Origin of the sequence: Chitinophaga agrisoli (assembly GCF_008386695.1) — a bacterium.
Classification (GTDB): Bacteria; Bacteroidota; Bacteroidia; order Chitinophagales; family Chitinophagaceae; genus Chitinophaga; species Chitinophaga agrisoli.
On sequence record NZ_VUOC01000001.1, the window covers coordinates 1,244,160 to 1,259,312 of the forward strand.

At 44.6% G+C, this 15,153-nt stretch carries 12 protein-coding genes; 11 read left to right on the forward strand and 1 reads right to left on the reverse strand.

Going from position 1 to position 15,153, the window contains the following annotated elements:
* Positions 1-12: 12 nt before the first annotated feature.
* From F0L74_RS05155 to F0L74_RS05190, 8 genes are all read left to right on the forward strand, one after another.
* Complete coding sequence (locus F0L74_RS05155) at positions 13-990, forward strand: WaaS/CpsH family glycosyltransferase (RefSeq protein WP_149836741.1); 978 nt, start codon at positions 13-15, stop codon at positions 988-990.
* Between the two features lie 21 nt (positions 991-1,011).
* Positions 1,012-2,130 (forward strand): glycosyltransferase, encoded by a 1,119-nt coding sequence (locus F0L74_RS05160; protein WP_149836742.1) that lies wholly within the window; start codon positions 1,012-1,014, stop codon positions 2,128-2,130.
* A gap of 26 nt (positions 2,131-2,156) precedes the next feature.
* Entirely contained in the window at positions 2,157-4,421 is a 2,265-nt protein-coding gene (locus tag F0L74_RS05165) for a DUF4838 domain-containing protein (protein WP_149836743.1), read from the forward strand.
* Between the two features lie 117 nt (positions 4,422-4,538).
* Positions 4,539-5,450, forward strand: a complete 912-nt coding sequence (locus F0L74_RS05170; RefSeq protein ID WP_149836744.1) for a phytanoyl-CoA dioxygenase family protein — start codon at positions 4,539-4,541, stop codon at positions 5,448-5,450.
* 5 nt (positions 5,451-5,455) lie between these two features.
* Positions 5,456-6,055, forward strand: coding sequence for an acyltransferase (locus F0L74_RS05175; RefSeq protein ID WP_149836745.1), 600 nt, complete (start codon positions 5,456-5,458; stop codon positions 6,053-6,055).
* Positions 6,056-6,088: 33 nt separating this feature from the next.
* Positions 6,089-7,228 (forward strand): NAD-dependent epimerase/dehydratase family protein, encoded by a 1,140-nt coding sequence (locus F0L74_RS05180; RefSeq protein ID WP_149836746.1) that lies wholly within the window; start codon positions 6,089-6,091, stop codon positions 7,226-7,228.
* An 8-nt stretch (positions 7,229-7,236) separates the two neighbouring features.
* Entirely contained in the window at positions 7,237-8,430 is a 1,194-nt protein-coding gene (locus tag F0L74_RS05185) for an O-antigen ligase family protein (RefSeq protein ID WP_149836747.1), read from the forward strand.
* Between the two features lie 124 nt (positions 8,431-8,554).
* Positions 8,555-9,364 carry a glycosyltransferase family 2 protein gene (locus tag F0L74_RS05190; RefSeq protein ID WP_149836748.1) on the forward strand — a complete coding sequence of 270 codons (810 nt, stop codon included), beginning with the start codon at positions 8,555-8,557 and terminating at the stop codon, positions 9,362-9,364.
* A gap of 37 nt (positions 9,365-9,401) precedes the next feature.
* Here the strand turns inward: F0L74_RS05190 and F0L74_RS05195 are convergent, their stop codons facing one another.
* Entirely contained in the window at positions 9,402-10,688 is a 1,287-nt protein-coding gene (locus F0L74_RS05195; RefSeq protein ID WP_213086893.1) for a hypothetical protein, read from the reverse strand.
* A 297-nt stretch (positions 10,689-10,985) separates the two neighbouring features.
* On the opposite strand from F0L74_RS05195, the gene F0L74_RS05200 reads away from it, so the two are divergent.
* From F0L74_RS05200 to fcl, 3 genes are read left to right on the forward strand one after another with little or no spacing between them, the layout of a single operon-like run.
* Positions 10,986-12,554: a hypothetical protein gene (locus F0L74_RS05200; protein ID WP_149836750.1), complete on the forward strand. Its 1,569-nt coding sequence runs from the start codon at positions 10,986-10,988 to the stop codon at positions 12,552-12,554.
* A gap of 9 nt (positions 12,555-12,563) precedes the next feature.
* Entirely contained in the window at positions 12,564-13,676 is a 1,113-nt protein-coding gene (gene gmd, locus F0L74_RS05205) for a GDP-mannose 4,6-dehydratase (protein ID WP_149836751.1), read from the forward strand.
* Positions 13,677-13,688: 12 nt separating this feature from the next.
* Complete coding sequence (gene fcl, locus F0L74_RS05210) at positions 13,689-14,624, forward strand: GDP-L-fucose synthase (protein WP_149836752.1); 936 nt, start codon at positions 13,689-13,691, stop codon at positions 14,622-14,624.
* Positions 14,625-15,153: the final 529 nt, after the last annotated feature.

Sequence of the window (15,153 nt, forward strand, 5' to 3'; positions counted from 1 at the left end):
ATAAAGGTACACATGGGAATATTGCAACATAAAAAAATACTATTCGTTGGTCCGATATTCTATGATTATCATTTAAAAATCTCTGCCACGCTCCGGGAGCATGGAGCAGAAGTGTATTTTGTACCAGAACGGGAATACGGCTTCATATATAAAGTGCTTGGATATCTGCATAAAGCCCTGGCGTATGCTTACTCGAATATTCATTTCCTGAGGAATCTCCGATCCATCAAGGATGGCGCGTCATTTGGTTTTGTCTTTATCGTGCATGGTGAAACAATCACCAGAACACTGCTCCTTAAGATGAAAAGGCAGTTTCCGAATGCAAAATTTATAAACTATCATTGGGATTCGCTTAAGTTTAATCACCGGGCAGCATTAGTACTTGATCAGTATGACGCAGCCTATTCATTTGACCGGGAAGACGTAAAAAAATATCCTTTTCTTCGCTATAAGCCACTTTTTCACAACAATGAACATCCCGCTGTTCCATCGTCACCCAGGTATGATATGGTATTCATAGGGGTGGACTACAGCGATCGCTATCAGATCCTCCAACAATTAGGAAAGGAGGCTGGCCGTCATGGCCTAACCTGCAAGCCCATGCTGATCACAAGCAAGTTTTCGTTTTACCGCAAAAAGCTTTTGGGCCATAAAGCATACAGAGCTGCAAAAGCGGATGAGTTTATTTATGAAAAGATCCCATATAATACATTTGTTCAGCTTACGAATGAATCATCAGCGGTTATAGATATCAATTTTGAAGGGCAGGCAGGCTTGACAATGCGTACCATTGAAGTGCTTTCAATGGGGAAAAAACTCATTACGACTAATCCATATATCATGGAGGAGGCGTTCTATTCGCCAGATAGCGTACTCGTCATAGACAGGTCTCACCCGGTCATTGACCCGCATTTCTTTAAGCGCCAGGCATCACCCGCAAACATGTCAACATTATTGCTCAGGAATTGGGTAACTGAATTTTTTGTATAGTAAATAATACAAGTAACCCAAATGCAAGATCAACATAAGATACTCTTTATCAGCACATTTCCACCCAGCGATAAAACAGCTGGCCAGAACTATACACGTTTGCTTTTGGAAGACCTCGCCAATCGCGGGCATCTGATTGATATAGTGTTTTTTCAATATGGGGATCACCAGTATAAACCGCAACATCCTGGCATACGTATATTGGCTGCTCGTCCACTTGGGATGGGGAGAAAACTGATGAATATCCTGAAGATGCCTTTTTTGCATCCGTTTTTCACCTCCCGCCTGTCCTTTCGCCTTATCTGGCTGCTGCTCCGCAAAAGCAATCAGTATAATTGCATATATCTGGACTTCTCCCAGGTATTTCTATATGGTCTTTTTACGCCCCGGTCAATGCGATATCTGATGTTGCATGACGTTATCTACCAGAAATACACCCGTAAATCCGGAGTACTTCAGGCACTTACAAGAAAATGGGTTTTCCTTTCAGAAAGATTAATGTTAGCCGGGAAAAAAAAGACATTACTTACGTTCAGTGAGAAGGATAAAGAACTGGTAAATGCCTACTATGGCAAGGATGCTTACGTAGTCAGTCCATTTCTTTCTCCGTTGATAGGCCAACTGAAGGATACGGATTTCGTTGAATCGGGCTATTGCTGTTTTTACGGAGCATGGAATCGAAGTGAAAATCTCGATGGTTTGAAATGGTTCATCCACCATGTTTATCCACTTCTTAAACAGCGTGTTCCTCTCAAAATTATCGGAGGTGGGATGGACAAAAAGGAAAAAGACACGTTGTCAACAATACCTGGAGTGGAATTGTTAGGCTTTGTGGATAATCCTTACCCAATTCTTGCTGGCGCTAAGGCATTGATTGCGCCACTATTCCAGGGGGCCGGCGTAAAATTCAAGGTACTTGAGGCCCTGGCCTGCGGAACAACTGTAATAGGCACGGAAATTGCCTTAGAAGGAATTGCTTCCGGGCTAAAGCAAGGATTGATCGAATGCAATACAGAACAGGATTTTGCCCGGGAGATCGACAATCTAGCCCTATCTTCCTCTGCCATGAAAGACAAAATCACCTTACATCAAAAGACAGTTGCTGTCTACACACGTAACCGGTTCTCCGAGATATTGTGAATAAATAACATGTAATACTTTGTGTCATGTCAGTATTAGGATCCAGACTACTCTTCCTTTTGGCGTTGGTTGTTTCCTGCCAACCGTTTTGCAATGCGCAGTCAATTAAATTGGCCGATGGCGGTAAATCATCCTACAACATTATAATACCCGGGAACGCTTCAGAAACGGAGAAAAAATCCGCTGAAGTACTGCAAAATTATTTCCAGAAAGTGACCGGCGCCAGGCTTGATATCCGGGAAGAAAATGGACAGAATGCAGCCATGATCAGCATAGGCAGCACCAAATTAGCTGCCCGCCTCCTAAAAGCTACAACGATCAGGGAAGATGGCTACGCAATTGTGAGTGAAGGAAAGAACCTGGTCATAGCAGGCGCGGGAACAAAAGGCACTTTATACGGTGTTTACACGTTTATTGAAAAATACCTTGGGTGCCGTAAATGGTATACTGGCCCTCCTCAGATCCCTCAATCCCGGACAGTTTCAATACCTGCAAACTTATCCCTTTATGAAAATCCTGCTTTTGAATACCGGGAAGCGTTTTTCCCTGGTGTTAGAGACCAGGAGTACGTAGACTGGCATAAGTTGCATCAATTTACCAAACTTTGGGGCTCATGGGGCGACACATACGAAAAATTTGTTCCTGCCTCAGTTTACTTCAAGAGCCATCCGGAATATTTTGGTTTAGTAAAAGGTAAAAGGGTCCCCAACCAGTTATGCACCAGCAATGAGAATGTAATCAAGATCATAATTGATTCACTCCAACGAAAGATGAATGCTAATCCCAATGCAGAATATTGGTCTATTAGCCCTAACACCGGTCCCGGATATTGTGAATGCCCCCTTTGTGCTCCCACAACAGCGCGGGAAGGATCCGTTGCGGGAAACCTTGTGCTGATGGTGAATAAGATCGCAGCGCATTTTCCGAAGGCTAAATTTACGTTCCTCGCACATGGTTATACTCAACAGGCGCCTAAATACGCCAAACCTGCATCTAATGTAATTGTGCAACTCACCAGTATAGAATCTGACCGCTTGCTTCCATTTACCCAATCACCTTCCGCTGAGAATTTTATTAAGGACCTTGCGAATTGGAGAAAACTCACGGATAACATATATATATGGGATTACTGTGCTCAATTCACAGCCTATCTTGCTCCTTTTCCTATTGTTCCCATCTTTCAACCCAACCTTCAGTTCATGAAAAAAAATATGATCAAAGGTGTGCTGGAACAGGGAAGCGGCCCCGGGTATACTGATATGGGAGAACTAAAGGGATATGTGCTCGCAAAATTGCTTTGGAACCCGGATGTTAACGTAGACCAGCTGATCCAGGAATTTACAGACGGATACTATGGCCCTGCTGGTCCATCTGTACGCGAATACTTATCCGCTATGAGAAATGCTGCTGTGAAGACGCATGCGATAATGGATATTTTTGGTAACGTAGCAGACGGTGCAAATACATTCCTTTCGCCTAAGTATCTTGACCAGTATAACGACCTGCTTGGAAAAGCAAAAAAAGCGGTAGGGTCAAATTCAGTGCTGCTGCAGCGAATCGGGGCCTTACAACTCACACAGGATTTCACTTATCTTCATCAGGCGCGCTATTACGGCAAAGGCCAGAGAGGTTTATATAGCAATAATGCGGCGAGCAGAAGCACGGTTACACAGGATACTTTGCAGGGCGTGTTAAAAAGATTTCTTGATAATGGCGTAAAGGTAGGCGGCGTGCAGGTTGCAGAGTTCGGCCTTTCTCCGGGGGCATACGCTGCGGAAGAGAGGAAAATTCTGTCTGCACCCGTAAGGCAGAATATGGCAATGAACGCGAAAGTGTCATTGAAATTTCCGTATGAAAAAAGATTTGAGGGAAAAGGAGCAGCAGCCTTAACAGACGGTGTTGCGGGATTAGGTGATTATTCCTACAACTGGCTTCATTTCAAAGGTCACCCGATGATAGCCACTGTTGACGCAGGCAAAAGCTTAAAAGCAGACTCTATCCAAACCAGCTTTCTTTACAATCCTGGTTTTAATTTGTTCCTACCGGCCTCGATCAAGGTGGAAGTCTCCTCAAACGGAACAGATTATATCACTTTACAGACTATCAATGTACCGGAGCCTGTTAAAATAGACCGTCAGGTTAAACTTGTACCATTCAAGATCGCCACCGGTAAAAATAACAGGTTCAGATTCATCCGCGTAACAGCGACTCCCCTGTCAGACTTTCCCGATTGGGCCTGGGCCCCATCAAAAACTCCTGTCATCGCATGTGATGAAATATGGGTGTATTAAGATGTTCTACTAATCAACGTGCGAAGGGGTATATAGTTATACATTTTAATAAATTTAATTATGATGTATTGGGAAATTCTGAAGTACCTTGCTTAACTTTATATAATTTTGTCGGACATGATCAATACATTGTTAAGAAAAGCAAAAAGAGCTGCCAGGCCTGACTTCTGGCTATTCAAATGGCAAAGGTCTGTAACCGGATTGCCTTTGCGTAAAGCCTCTATCAATATAATTAAACGAATGGTTGGTAACCGGCCTGTTGCCGGCACCAAAACGCTTGATATTCCTAATGTAGAAGAGCACATCCTTTCCCTGAAGTCCAAAGGATTTACCAATCTGGGCCAACTCCTTTCGCAATCTCAGGTCGAAGCAATAAAGGCTGCGCTGAAAAATTATAAATGTTTTGATCCCCATAATCGGGCAGTAGGTCAGTTTGATCCCGCTCAGGCGCCACTTACATGCCATACAGCACATTATCACAGAGAAGATTTGATTAAAAATGATATCATAATCAATATCGCTAATGATAATGCAATACTTAAAATTGTTCAGGAGGTATTAGGAGCCGTCCCCACCATTTCGAACATCAACTGCTGGTGGTCATTTGCCGGCCGCTCGAAAGCTGAACATGCCCAGCTTTTCCATAGAGATGTTGACGATTTCAAATTTCTCAAACTGTTCGTCTATCTTACAGATGTAACCAGCACAGATGGGCCTCATATCTATGTTTCAGGTTCTCACGACATAAACAAAGCCACGCAGATACGAAGGTATCAGGATGATGAGATCAAAGCAACCTTCGGTGAAGAGAATATCAAGTCTTTTGAGGAGCCTCAGGGCAGCCTTTTTCTTGTAGATACTTTCGGTATCCATAAAGGTATGCTTCCGCAGAAGAATGACCGCTTACTTTTACAAGTTCAATATTCGCTGCTGCCACTATATGTTGAATCCTATCAACCAGTAAATCTGCCGGCGAAGAATAAACTTGACCACTACGTTAACCGGCTGCTGCTCAAACAGGAAAACTGAATAGAATGTTGAGATCCTTGTTATACAGCTTAGATGCCCGGTTGAACTACTGGCTTGGTAAAGGGCGATTCCGGTATCTTGGTGGGAAAGTCCGTATTATTTGCCCGCTGCGTATTACCGGGCATAACAACATTTCGTTGGGCAATCAAGTTATAATAAATTATAAAACATGGCTGGCTGCCCAACCTTTAACCGGTATGCCAGATTGTCTTTTGGAAATTGGAGATGGTTCCGTAATCGGCAATTTTAACCACATCTATGCTACCCACTCCATTAAAATCGGTAAGAATGTGCTGACTGCAGATAAGGTCTATATTTCCGATAACCTGCATCAGTATATTGATATTCATGTGCCAGTTATGCATCAACCTGTAATACAGAATAGAACGGTTGCTATTGGAGACGGGACCTGGTTGGGAGAGAATGTTTGCGTGCTGGGCGCTCATATCGGAAAACAAAGTGTGATAGGAGCTAATTCAGTGGTGATCAACGACATTCCGGATTATTGCGTAGCGGTAGGAGCTCCCGCCAAAATTATTAAAAGATATTGCCTGAAGGAAAGCGCATGGAAAAAAACCACACCTGATGGCGCTTTCGTAGAATGATCGTGCTGATCATTTTTTCAATACCTGAACATTATGACAAATATTCTTATTACCGGAGGTGCAGGTTTTATTGGTTCCAACCTCGCATTGAAACTTCTTGAAAAAAACTATAAGGTGACTGTCCTTGACAATCTTTCTCCACAGATCCATGGTCATTCACCTGAAACAACTTCCCCATTGTACTTATCGATCCGTGATAAGGTAACCCGCTTCATTAAGGGAGATGTCTGCGATAAGGCAACCGTGGCGGAGGCAATCTCCGGTCAGGATGCCATCATTCATCTGGCAGCAGAGACCGGAACCGGACAATCAATGTACCAGATCGAAAAATATGTGCAGGTGAACTTAGGAGGGACAGCATTGATCCTGGACTATCTTACCAACCAACCGCACTCCGTCAAAAAAATGATCATCGCTTCTTCCCGTGCTATTTATGGGGAAGGCAAATACATTAGCAAAGAACTTGGTGTCGTATATCCGGAAGCCAGGGCTGATGAGGAGATGGCTAAGGGCAATTTTGAAGTGCAGTATCCCGGCTGCCATGCCCCGCTTCAATTGGTGGCTACAGATGAGGAGTCTAAGATCCATCCTACATCTGTATATGGTATTACCAAACAGAACCAGGAACAAATGGTGATGACGGTTTGCAAAGCGATCGGTATTTCACCAGTTGCGCTGCGTTATCAGAATGTATATGGCCCCGGACAATCACTGTCCAATCCTTATACTGGCATTCTTTCGATCTTCTCTAACCTGATCAAGCTCAAAAAAGATATTAATATTTTCGAAGACGGAAAGGAAAGCCGCGATTTCGTCTATATTTCGGATGTAGTGGATGCAACAGTGCTGGGGTTAGAAAAAGAGGCGGCAAATGGACAAGTCTTCAACGTTGGCGCTGGGGTGGCAACTACCGTTACGGAAATTACGGAAATGCTGCTAAAAGAGTATGCGTCTGACTGCACGTATACCATCACCGGCAATTACCGTATCGGCGATATCCGTCACAATTTTGCTGACATTTCCAGGATCAAGTCGCTGTTGGGATTTGAGCCTAAGGTGAGCATTGCCCAGGGTATACATCGATTTGCTGAATGGGTGACAGGGCAGCCTGCACAGGAGGATAAATACAGCAAGTCTCTCAAAGAAATGGAATCAAAGGGTCTGTATAAATAGGGACAAATTTGGAGAAATCTCTTTTATATATAGCGCTTTTCTTGCTGATCATGTCGTCTGGAGGCGTATTGCCTATTATGCTGGGCGGCGTGGTTTTCTTTTTGTTGATCATGGTTTTGCTGGGACTGACTTTGGTACTCCGGTCGGGTTATAACCAGACAGCTTTGGTAAGGTGTGGCAGCTTCTTCTTCATGGCGATAATCATTTTGATCACCTTTCAGCTCAAAAATACACACCAGCTGATTGATGAAGAATTCCCAAATTTCTTGTTCCGGTTCTTTATTGCATGGCTGGCGGTGCTTTGTTTCCGCCTCAGCGGCCGGAATATGGAAGACATGATCTATAAGCTGCTGCAGGTCATTGCCTGGCATGCCTTGTTGAATTTCTTTATACAATTCGCGGTTGGTCCATTTTTAATGGATATTGACCTGGAGATATTAAAGGTGAAGACCTTTTCATTTATTTTCTTTTACGAATCCCTCTTTGATTTCGCAGGGGGAAGTATTTTCCGGAATCAGGGCTTGTTTTGGGAACCCGGTGTGCTGGCGATTTACCTGAATCTGCTGTTTTATATAAGTATCCTGCGCAAGAAGAACGTTTTTGTGGGGGTGCTATCTGCATTTCTGATCTTCACAACCTTTTCCACAACCGGGCTCATGCTGCTGGTGGTTCAGTCATTGGTCATTTTTAAAGGAGTTATCCGTAAAAACATTGCATATATCGTTCCCTTGCTGTTGCTCTGCATTCCGATTCTTCCTTTTATCCTGGACAATTTTCAGTCAAAGCTGCAAGATGACAATGGGTCATTTCTGGTACGAGCCTACGATTATATGGTTTCCCTTAACATGATCAAGGATAACTGGTTGACTGGGGTTGGGTTTGGCAATGATGTTTATCTGAAAGCGCAGGAGTCCAGCAGTTTTTTCCAGTCTGCCGAGTTACTGGAAGTACGGCGTAACTCCAATTCCATCATGCTGCTTTTTGTTTCCTTCGGGATCCCCGTAGGCATTATTGTCATGCGATACCTTTTTTTACAGCGGGCTATCATGGGCAACCGGTGGCTGCTCCTTTTTATGGTGGTGGTGGGCCTTAGTTCGGAGCCGCTGATCTTTACCGGGTTTTTTATGATGATGATCATTTCCGGCGCAGTAAGGCCGGGCCTTTCAACTTCGGCTGCCAGTCCCCCGGCATTGCCTGCCTGAGAGAGGGTCTTTTCTCAGGCATAGTTGACTTTATTAAATTCTTATCGATTGATTATCAGTCAAATAATTTCCGATTATATTTGGTAATTTTACCCTCTTTTGAGAAATAACGTCTATTTACTGTATGTTTGATATTACCTGTTCAATTGTATTATATAAAAATGACCGCAAGCTGCTGACACAGGCAATTGAAAGCTTTCTCAGAACGACATTGAACGTTCGCCTGTACCTTGTCGATAATTCTCCGGACGATTCACTCCGCGATATCAGTAGCGATCCCAGGGTAGAATACATATTCAACAATGCCAATCCTGGTTTTGGGGCCGGGCATAATGTAGCGTTTCGCCGGGTGCTGGACATTTCGCCCTTTCACCTGGTGCTGAACCCGGATATCGTTTATGAACAGGATGTGCTACAACCAATTCTGGCACATATGCAATCTCATCCCAGGGCCGGCGTGCTGATGCCTCAGATACTCAATGAAGACGGTAGCATTCAATACCTGGCAAAATTGTTGCCCACCCCGTTCGATTTCTTCATCAGACGTTTCATACCGGTCCGCTGGGTCCTGGAACGGTTAAATGAAAGGTTCGAATTGCGGAAGTCCGGATATAACAAGATCATAAACGCCCCGTTTCTCTCCGGTTGCTTCCTGGTATTCAATACCAGGGTTCTTCAGGAGATTGGCCTGTTTGATGAAAAGATTTTCATGTATACGGAAGATATTGATATCACCCGCCGGGTTAGCGAAAAATACGATGCCGTGTTCTTTCCACAAGTGGCGGTATATCACCTGCATGAAAGAAAGTCTTTTAGGGACATTCGTAACTTCAAGGTATACCTGAAGTCTACGTTGTATTACTTCAACAAATGGGGATGGTTCTTTGACAGGGAAAGAAGAACTATTAACCGCAGAACTTTAGCGCAGTTCTGATGTCCGTAATCAGGTACTAAATCCTCATGCCAACGAATTAATTTACGCTTTCCAGCAAAATATCGTGTAGTTGGGCCAAAGGCATTTCCGTAGGGTAAGCGTGTTTGAAGTTGGTCATAAAATAGCCAACGCCGTGGTGTTCTCCATTCTTAATTGCCACAAAAGCAATCCGCTTCTTAAACTCATTGACTGTGGGAGCACCGATGGAAGATTTGATAGAGAAGTCATCCTCGATATTATTGGGGTAAATTAACTCTACAAACAGGCTGTTTCCGCGATTGTCCACCTCAAAGATCTCTTTTTCGTCGCCCTGGCTAACATAGCTTTCCAGAATTTTTTCCGCGGCCAGCGCATCTTCATTATTATCGAATTCGATCATGAAATCCCTGGACATGCGGGGAACAACGGACTTGTACTTAATACCGATTAAACCCAGGAATTCAGCGTGTTCTTTCAGACGCCAGTAAAAAGTAGTATGATGATGTGGTTGTTGGTGCAGGCCAGTGGCAATATATAACTTTACTCCTTCGGCATCTAACCGGTTAAGGATCTTGTCGTACTCGGTTAAAATAGCTAACAGTGGATCTTCCTCTTTAGGGCAATACCATTCGGGGTTTTTAAGGGTGCCTTCATATATTGCTGAATTGAACAGATAGTGATGCTGGATATGGGCGCCCGAATTCAGGAAAAGAGAAGAAAAGTCCGGTTTGTGCTTTTTCCATTGGTGCATAAACACATCTGCCAGCAGGGAGTCCAGTACAATTGCCTTCATACCAACTTTTCCTTTAGCAGTAGCCAGATTAAAATAGTGAGCATACCTGGTGAAGGGAATATACGTTGCCATTGATGTCAGGATAGCAGCTATAGAGGCGGGCTGTAATCTCTCCTGGGCATTGTCATTCACGCTCTGCCTTACAGCCAGGGCAAGTTTCCGGATGAGCCAGGAACCGCTTGGCGGCGTAAGTGTCCAGGGATCGGGAACAAAAAAGCTCGGTATATTCAGCCGGTTAGCCGCATTGAAAGGGGAAACGGCGCCTACCTTCTTGCCCTTTTTTTCCATTTCCTCCCAGATCTGCACAAGGTCTTCCCTTTCTACAATATCACCTAACCTGAATACTTTATGTTCATTGTATGTTTTGCCTGTGTGGACCGTTACCCATTGTATCCAGGGTTCTAATAATTTATATTCCGACTCAGACGTTGTTTGCACATAACCATACGTGTTAATAAGCCTATTAAACGTAGGAAGTAATCCTTTTTTGCAATAGCCAACAATATATTCGAAATTTAACTCATTTAAACCCAGCAGGATACTTTTACTCATATGTGTTTTTTGTATAAAAAGCAAAGTTACTGTATTACAATAGTTACAGCGGCTCAACAATCAAAAATAAAATTACAAAAGAATTTAATTTTAACTACTCATTTTTTGTTATAGTACAGCGCATCAATAACGCAAAAATGCGGCCGGCTGCCAATCCGATCCGCATTATCCGGCAAGTGCAGCCGGAGGGGATCCACAGCGGGGCGCCCGGATGAGCCCTCAAAGTATATAATGAAGCAAAACTTGTAGATTTTATATAATCCATATCTTTGCTCATTCGCTTACAAACCATTATTTATGCTTCCCAAAGTCCATATGTTAGCTTTGCTAACAATAGGTTGCCTCTTGTGTACCTGCCAGGTGCAGGCCCAAAGTGCCGGCCGCCAGTATTCGCTGGGTTTCTACCAGCCTGTGTCGGATAGCACTAATTATCATTCTTCCCTTAGGGACTATATGGTGCAGCCGGTGTTTGCCCTGCCAGATGATACCACCAAAAAAAGGAGCTGGTTTCATCGTAAACTCTTCCGTGAGCACCTGCTGGAGTTCAGCGGGGAGGACTATGAGTTTTATGCCAGCTTTCTACCGGATTTGCAGGTGGGGCACACCAACAGGAATGGCACCACATGGCTGAATACCCGTGGCGTGGTGGCCGGCGGTAAAATAGGCGATAACCTTACTTTCTATACAGAGTTCTACGAGAACCAGGGGAAATTTCCGAAGTATGTGGACGAATTTGGCCGTGCTAACCATGTTGTTCCCGGCCAGGGCGAATGGAAAGACTATAGCAACGGAAAAGCTTTTGATTTTGCATATGCTTCCGCGCTTGTTGACTATAGAGCAGGCAAACACTTTAATTTCCAGCTGGGATATGATAAAAATTTTATTGGTGATGGCTACCGCTCCATGCTGCTTTCCGATGTGCCGTTTAACTATCCCTTCTTTAAAATAGTGGCTAACGTAGGTCGTATACAGTATACCACCATGTGGGCCCAGTTTATAGACATGCGTTATCCCAAAGCCTCTTACGATAACGGCTACCGGAAAAAATGGGGGGTATTCAATTATCTTGACTGGAACGTGAGTAAAAAGTTTTCTGCAGGCCTTTTTGGCGGTGTGATCTGGCAGGACTCAGATTCTTTGGGTAAACGGGGCTTTGACATGAGCTATATCAACCCTATTATTTTCCTGCGCCCTGTGGAGTTTTCAGTTGGCTCTTCAGACAATGCGATCCTGGGACTCAATCTCAAGTACGCTGTAAGCCGCAACAGCGCCGTGTATGGTCAGTTCCTCCTGGATGAATTTAAACTAAGTGAGTTTACGAAGGGCACCGGCTGGTGGGGTAACAAATTTAGCGGCCAGCTGGGCTTCCGTTCCAACAATCTCTTCAAAGTTGCCAATCTGAACGGCCTTACAGAAGTAAATGCTGCCAGGCCGTTCACTTATTCACAGCGCACATCACTTAATAACTACGGACATTATAACCAACCGCTTGCAGATCCGCTTGGCGCTAATTTTGTAGAGTGGGTAAATATTGTAGATTACAGGTACAAGCGCTGGTTCCTCCGTGGCGAAGTAATGTATGCTCACTATGGGCTGGATACCGCCAATACTAACTACGGAAAAGATATATTTAAGTCCTACTATACCCGTACACAGGATTTTGATAACAAGATCGGGAATGGATTGGGAACTAATTTGCTTTATCTGCAGGGAACCCTGGCCTTTTTGCTAAACCCCAAATATAATTTACGCCTGGAAACATCCGTAATTGCCCGCAGGGAAAGCAATGATCTGGGCCGTACAAGCGAGCTGATATTCCAGGTAGGTTTGCGTAGCACGTTCAGGCAATTGTATTATGATTTTTAACGCACTTACATGAAAAAAGCCCTTATTACAGGCATCACCGGTCAGGACGGCGCCTATCTCGCTGATCTCCTGCTGCGTAAGAACTATTATGTGCATGGCATTAAGCGCCGCAGTTCTCTTTTTAACACAGACCGTATAGATCACCTCTACCAGGACCCGCATGAGCAGAATGTGCATTTCAAGCTCCATCACGGCGATCTTACGGATTCTACTAACCTGATCCGTATTATCCAGGAAGTGCAACCTGATGAGATCTATAACCTGGGCGCCATGAGCCACGTGAAAGTGAGCTTTGAAATGCCCGAATATACAGCCAATGCGGATGGTATTGGTACCCTCAGGATACTGGAAGCCGTGCGTTTACTCGGGTTAACCGAAAAGACCAGGATCTACCAGGCCTCCACCTCAGAGCTGTATGGCCTGGTACAGGAAGTGCCGCAATCAGAAAGAACGCCTTTTTATCCCCGTTCTCCATACGGGGTGGCTAAGCTGTATGCCTATTGGATCACTGTTAACTATCGGGAAGCTTATAACATGTATGCCTGCAACGGCATCCTTTTTAACCACGAGAGCCCGCTGCGCGGAGAAACTTTCGTTACCCGCAAGATCACCAGGGCAGTAGCTAAAATAGCGCTGGGTATGCAGGATAAATTATATATGGGTAACCTGGACGCACAACGTGACTGGGGCCATGCAAAAGATTACGTGGAAGCCATGTACCTCATACTGCAACAACCGCAGCCTGAGGATTATGTGATCGCCACCGGCATTACCACTACCGTCAGGGAATTTATCCGTATGGCTTTTGCAGAAGCAGGTATCGGTATCGAATTCAAAGGCAGCGGGGAAAATGAAAAAGCGGTCGTAAGCAGCTTTGACACAGCTATCCCTAATCTGAGCACTGGTCAGGAAGTAGTGGCCATCGATCCCCGTTATTACCGTCCCACTGAGGTGGACCTCCTGATCGGCGACCCTGCCAAGGCGCAAAACCAGCTGGGATGGAAGCCAAAATATGACCTGGGAGCATTGGTGAAGGAAATGGTGTTGGCTGATATTGAGTTGTTCCGCCGCGAAAAGCTGCTGAGTGACGCAGGTTATAAAGTATTGAATCAATTCGAATAGGAGATAAATAACATGCAGCAGCATCAGAAAATATACGTAGCGGGACACCGTGGTATGGTGGGTTCAGCAATCATGAGAAAGCTACAAAGTGAAGGTTTCAATAATATCGTTACAAGTACATCGTCAGCATTGGACCTCCGTGACCAACATGCAGTTGCTGATTTCTTTGCAGCAGAAAAGCCGGACTATGTATTCCTGGCGGCAGCCAAAGTAGGCGGCATTGTAGCCAATAACACTTACCGGGCGGAATTCCTGTACGACAACCTCATGATCCAGAGCAATGTTATTCACCAGTCGTACATAAATGGCGTACAAAAGCTGATGTTCCTGGGTTCTTCCTGTATCTATCCAAAGATGGCCCCACAGCCGCTTAAAGAGGAATACCTGCTTACAGGCCTGCTGGAGCCTACGAATGAACCATACGCCATTGCCAAGATAGCCGGTATCAAGATGTGCGATGCCTATCGCGACCAGTACGGCTGTAACTTCATTTCTGTAATGCCTACCAACCTGTATGGGCCTAATGATAATTACGACCTGCAGAACTCACATGTGCTGCCCGCCCTTTTGCGTAAGTTCCATGAAGCAAAAGAAAAAGGCGTTCCGGAAGTAGTGGTGTGGGGTACCGGTACTCCTAAAAGGGAGTTTCTGCATGCAGATGATATGGCTGCTGCCTGTTTTTTTCTCATGCAGCATTATAATGAAGCCGGCCTGATCAATATAGGCGTGGGGGACGACATCACCATTGCAGATCTGGCGCGGCTGATACAGCAAATAGTTGGCTACAACGGAGAACTAATGTTTGATACCTCCAAACCAGATGGCACTCCAAGGAAATTGATGGACGTCAGCAAACTTGGTGGCCTTGGCTGGAAGGCGCGGATACCTCTGGAAGAAGGTATCCGCGAAGTGTATAAGGGTATAGTGAAAGACGGGCTTTTGAAATAGCGGCGCTGGAATAATCACACGAAATGGTAGGCATACAGGAAAGTAAATGTCTTATCTTAGTAGGGTAGCATGTTATTTTTGCTTAAGTTATGCCAGCTATCGTATTACATTGCATCGTAATGACTGAGATCACTGTGCTATACATGCTTGTTAACAATGTCATGAGAAAAGCCAGAAAGTAAAATTGAAAAAACCGGATACGAGCATCCCTTTATCCCTTATCTGCTTTGTTAGCAAGCCGCATCAGATCTCCAGGACACAACAACAAAAAGTGGTGAAAAGCGTTTTGGCCCTCCCGTATTACGGGAGGGTTTTTTACGCCCTCAGGGTACATGCAGTGTGAAAGTAAAAGAAAACAAATGGACAAAGGCCGATTCCGTATAGCAGCCTTGGAGGTCATCCACCTTAAATAAGCATTACTATACTACAGTCAGAACCCGTGATTCAGGAGTGCTCATGGGTATCGGAGGTGGCAAACGTACCAGCCCCGTGTAAATCTGGCAAAAGGAAAAACTGTTTTCCTCAGATC

Bases quoted from the DNA above. Each gene is read 5' to 3' on its own strand.
- F0L74_RS05155 (WP_149836741.1), top strand. From the start codon at position 13: ATGGGAATATTGCAACATAAAAAAATACTATTCGTTGGTCCGATATTC.
- F0L74_RS05160 (WP_149836742.1), top strand. From the start codon at position 1,012: ATGCAAGATCAACATAAGATACTCTTTATCAGCACATTTCCACCCAGC.
- F0L74_RS05165 (WP_149836743.1), top strand. From the start codon at position 2,157: ATGTCAGTATTAGGATCCAGACTACTCTTCCTTTTGGCGTTGGTTGTT.
- F0L74_RS05170 (WP_149836744.1), top strand. From the start codon at position 4,539: ATGATCAATACATTGTTAAGAAAAGCAAAAAGAGCTGCCAGGCCTGAC.
- F0L74_RS05175 (WP_149836745.1), top strand. From the start codon at position 5,456: ATGTTGAGATCCTTGTTATACAGCTTAGATGCCCGGTTGAACTACTGG.
- F0L74_RS05180 (WP_149836746.1), top strand. From the start codon at position 6,089: ATGACAAATATTCTTATTACCGGAGGTGCAGGTTTTATTGGTTCCAAC.
- F0L74_RS05190 (WP_149836748.1), top strand. From the start codon at position 8,555: ATGTTTGATATTACCTGTTCAATTGTATTATATAAAAATGACCGCAAG.
- F0L74_RS05195 (WP_213086893.1), bottom strand. From the start codon at position 10,688: ATGAGTAAAAGTATCCTGCTGGGTTTAAATGAGTTAAATTTCGAATAT.
- F0L74_RS05200 (WP_149836750.1), top strand. From the start codon at position 10,986: ATGCTTCCCAAAGTCCATATGTTAGCTTTGCTAACAATAGGTTGCCTC.
- gmd (WP_149836751.1), top strand. From the start codon at position 12,564: ATGAAAAAAGCCCTTATTACAGGCATCACCGGTCAGGACGGCGCCTAT.
- fcl (WP_149836752.1), top strand. From the start codon at position 13,689: ATGCAGCAGCATCAGAAAATATACGTAGCGGGACACCGTGGTATGGTG.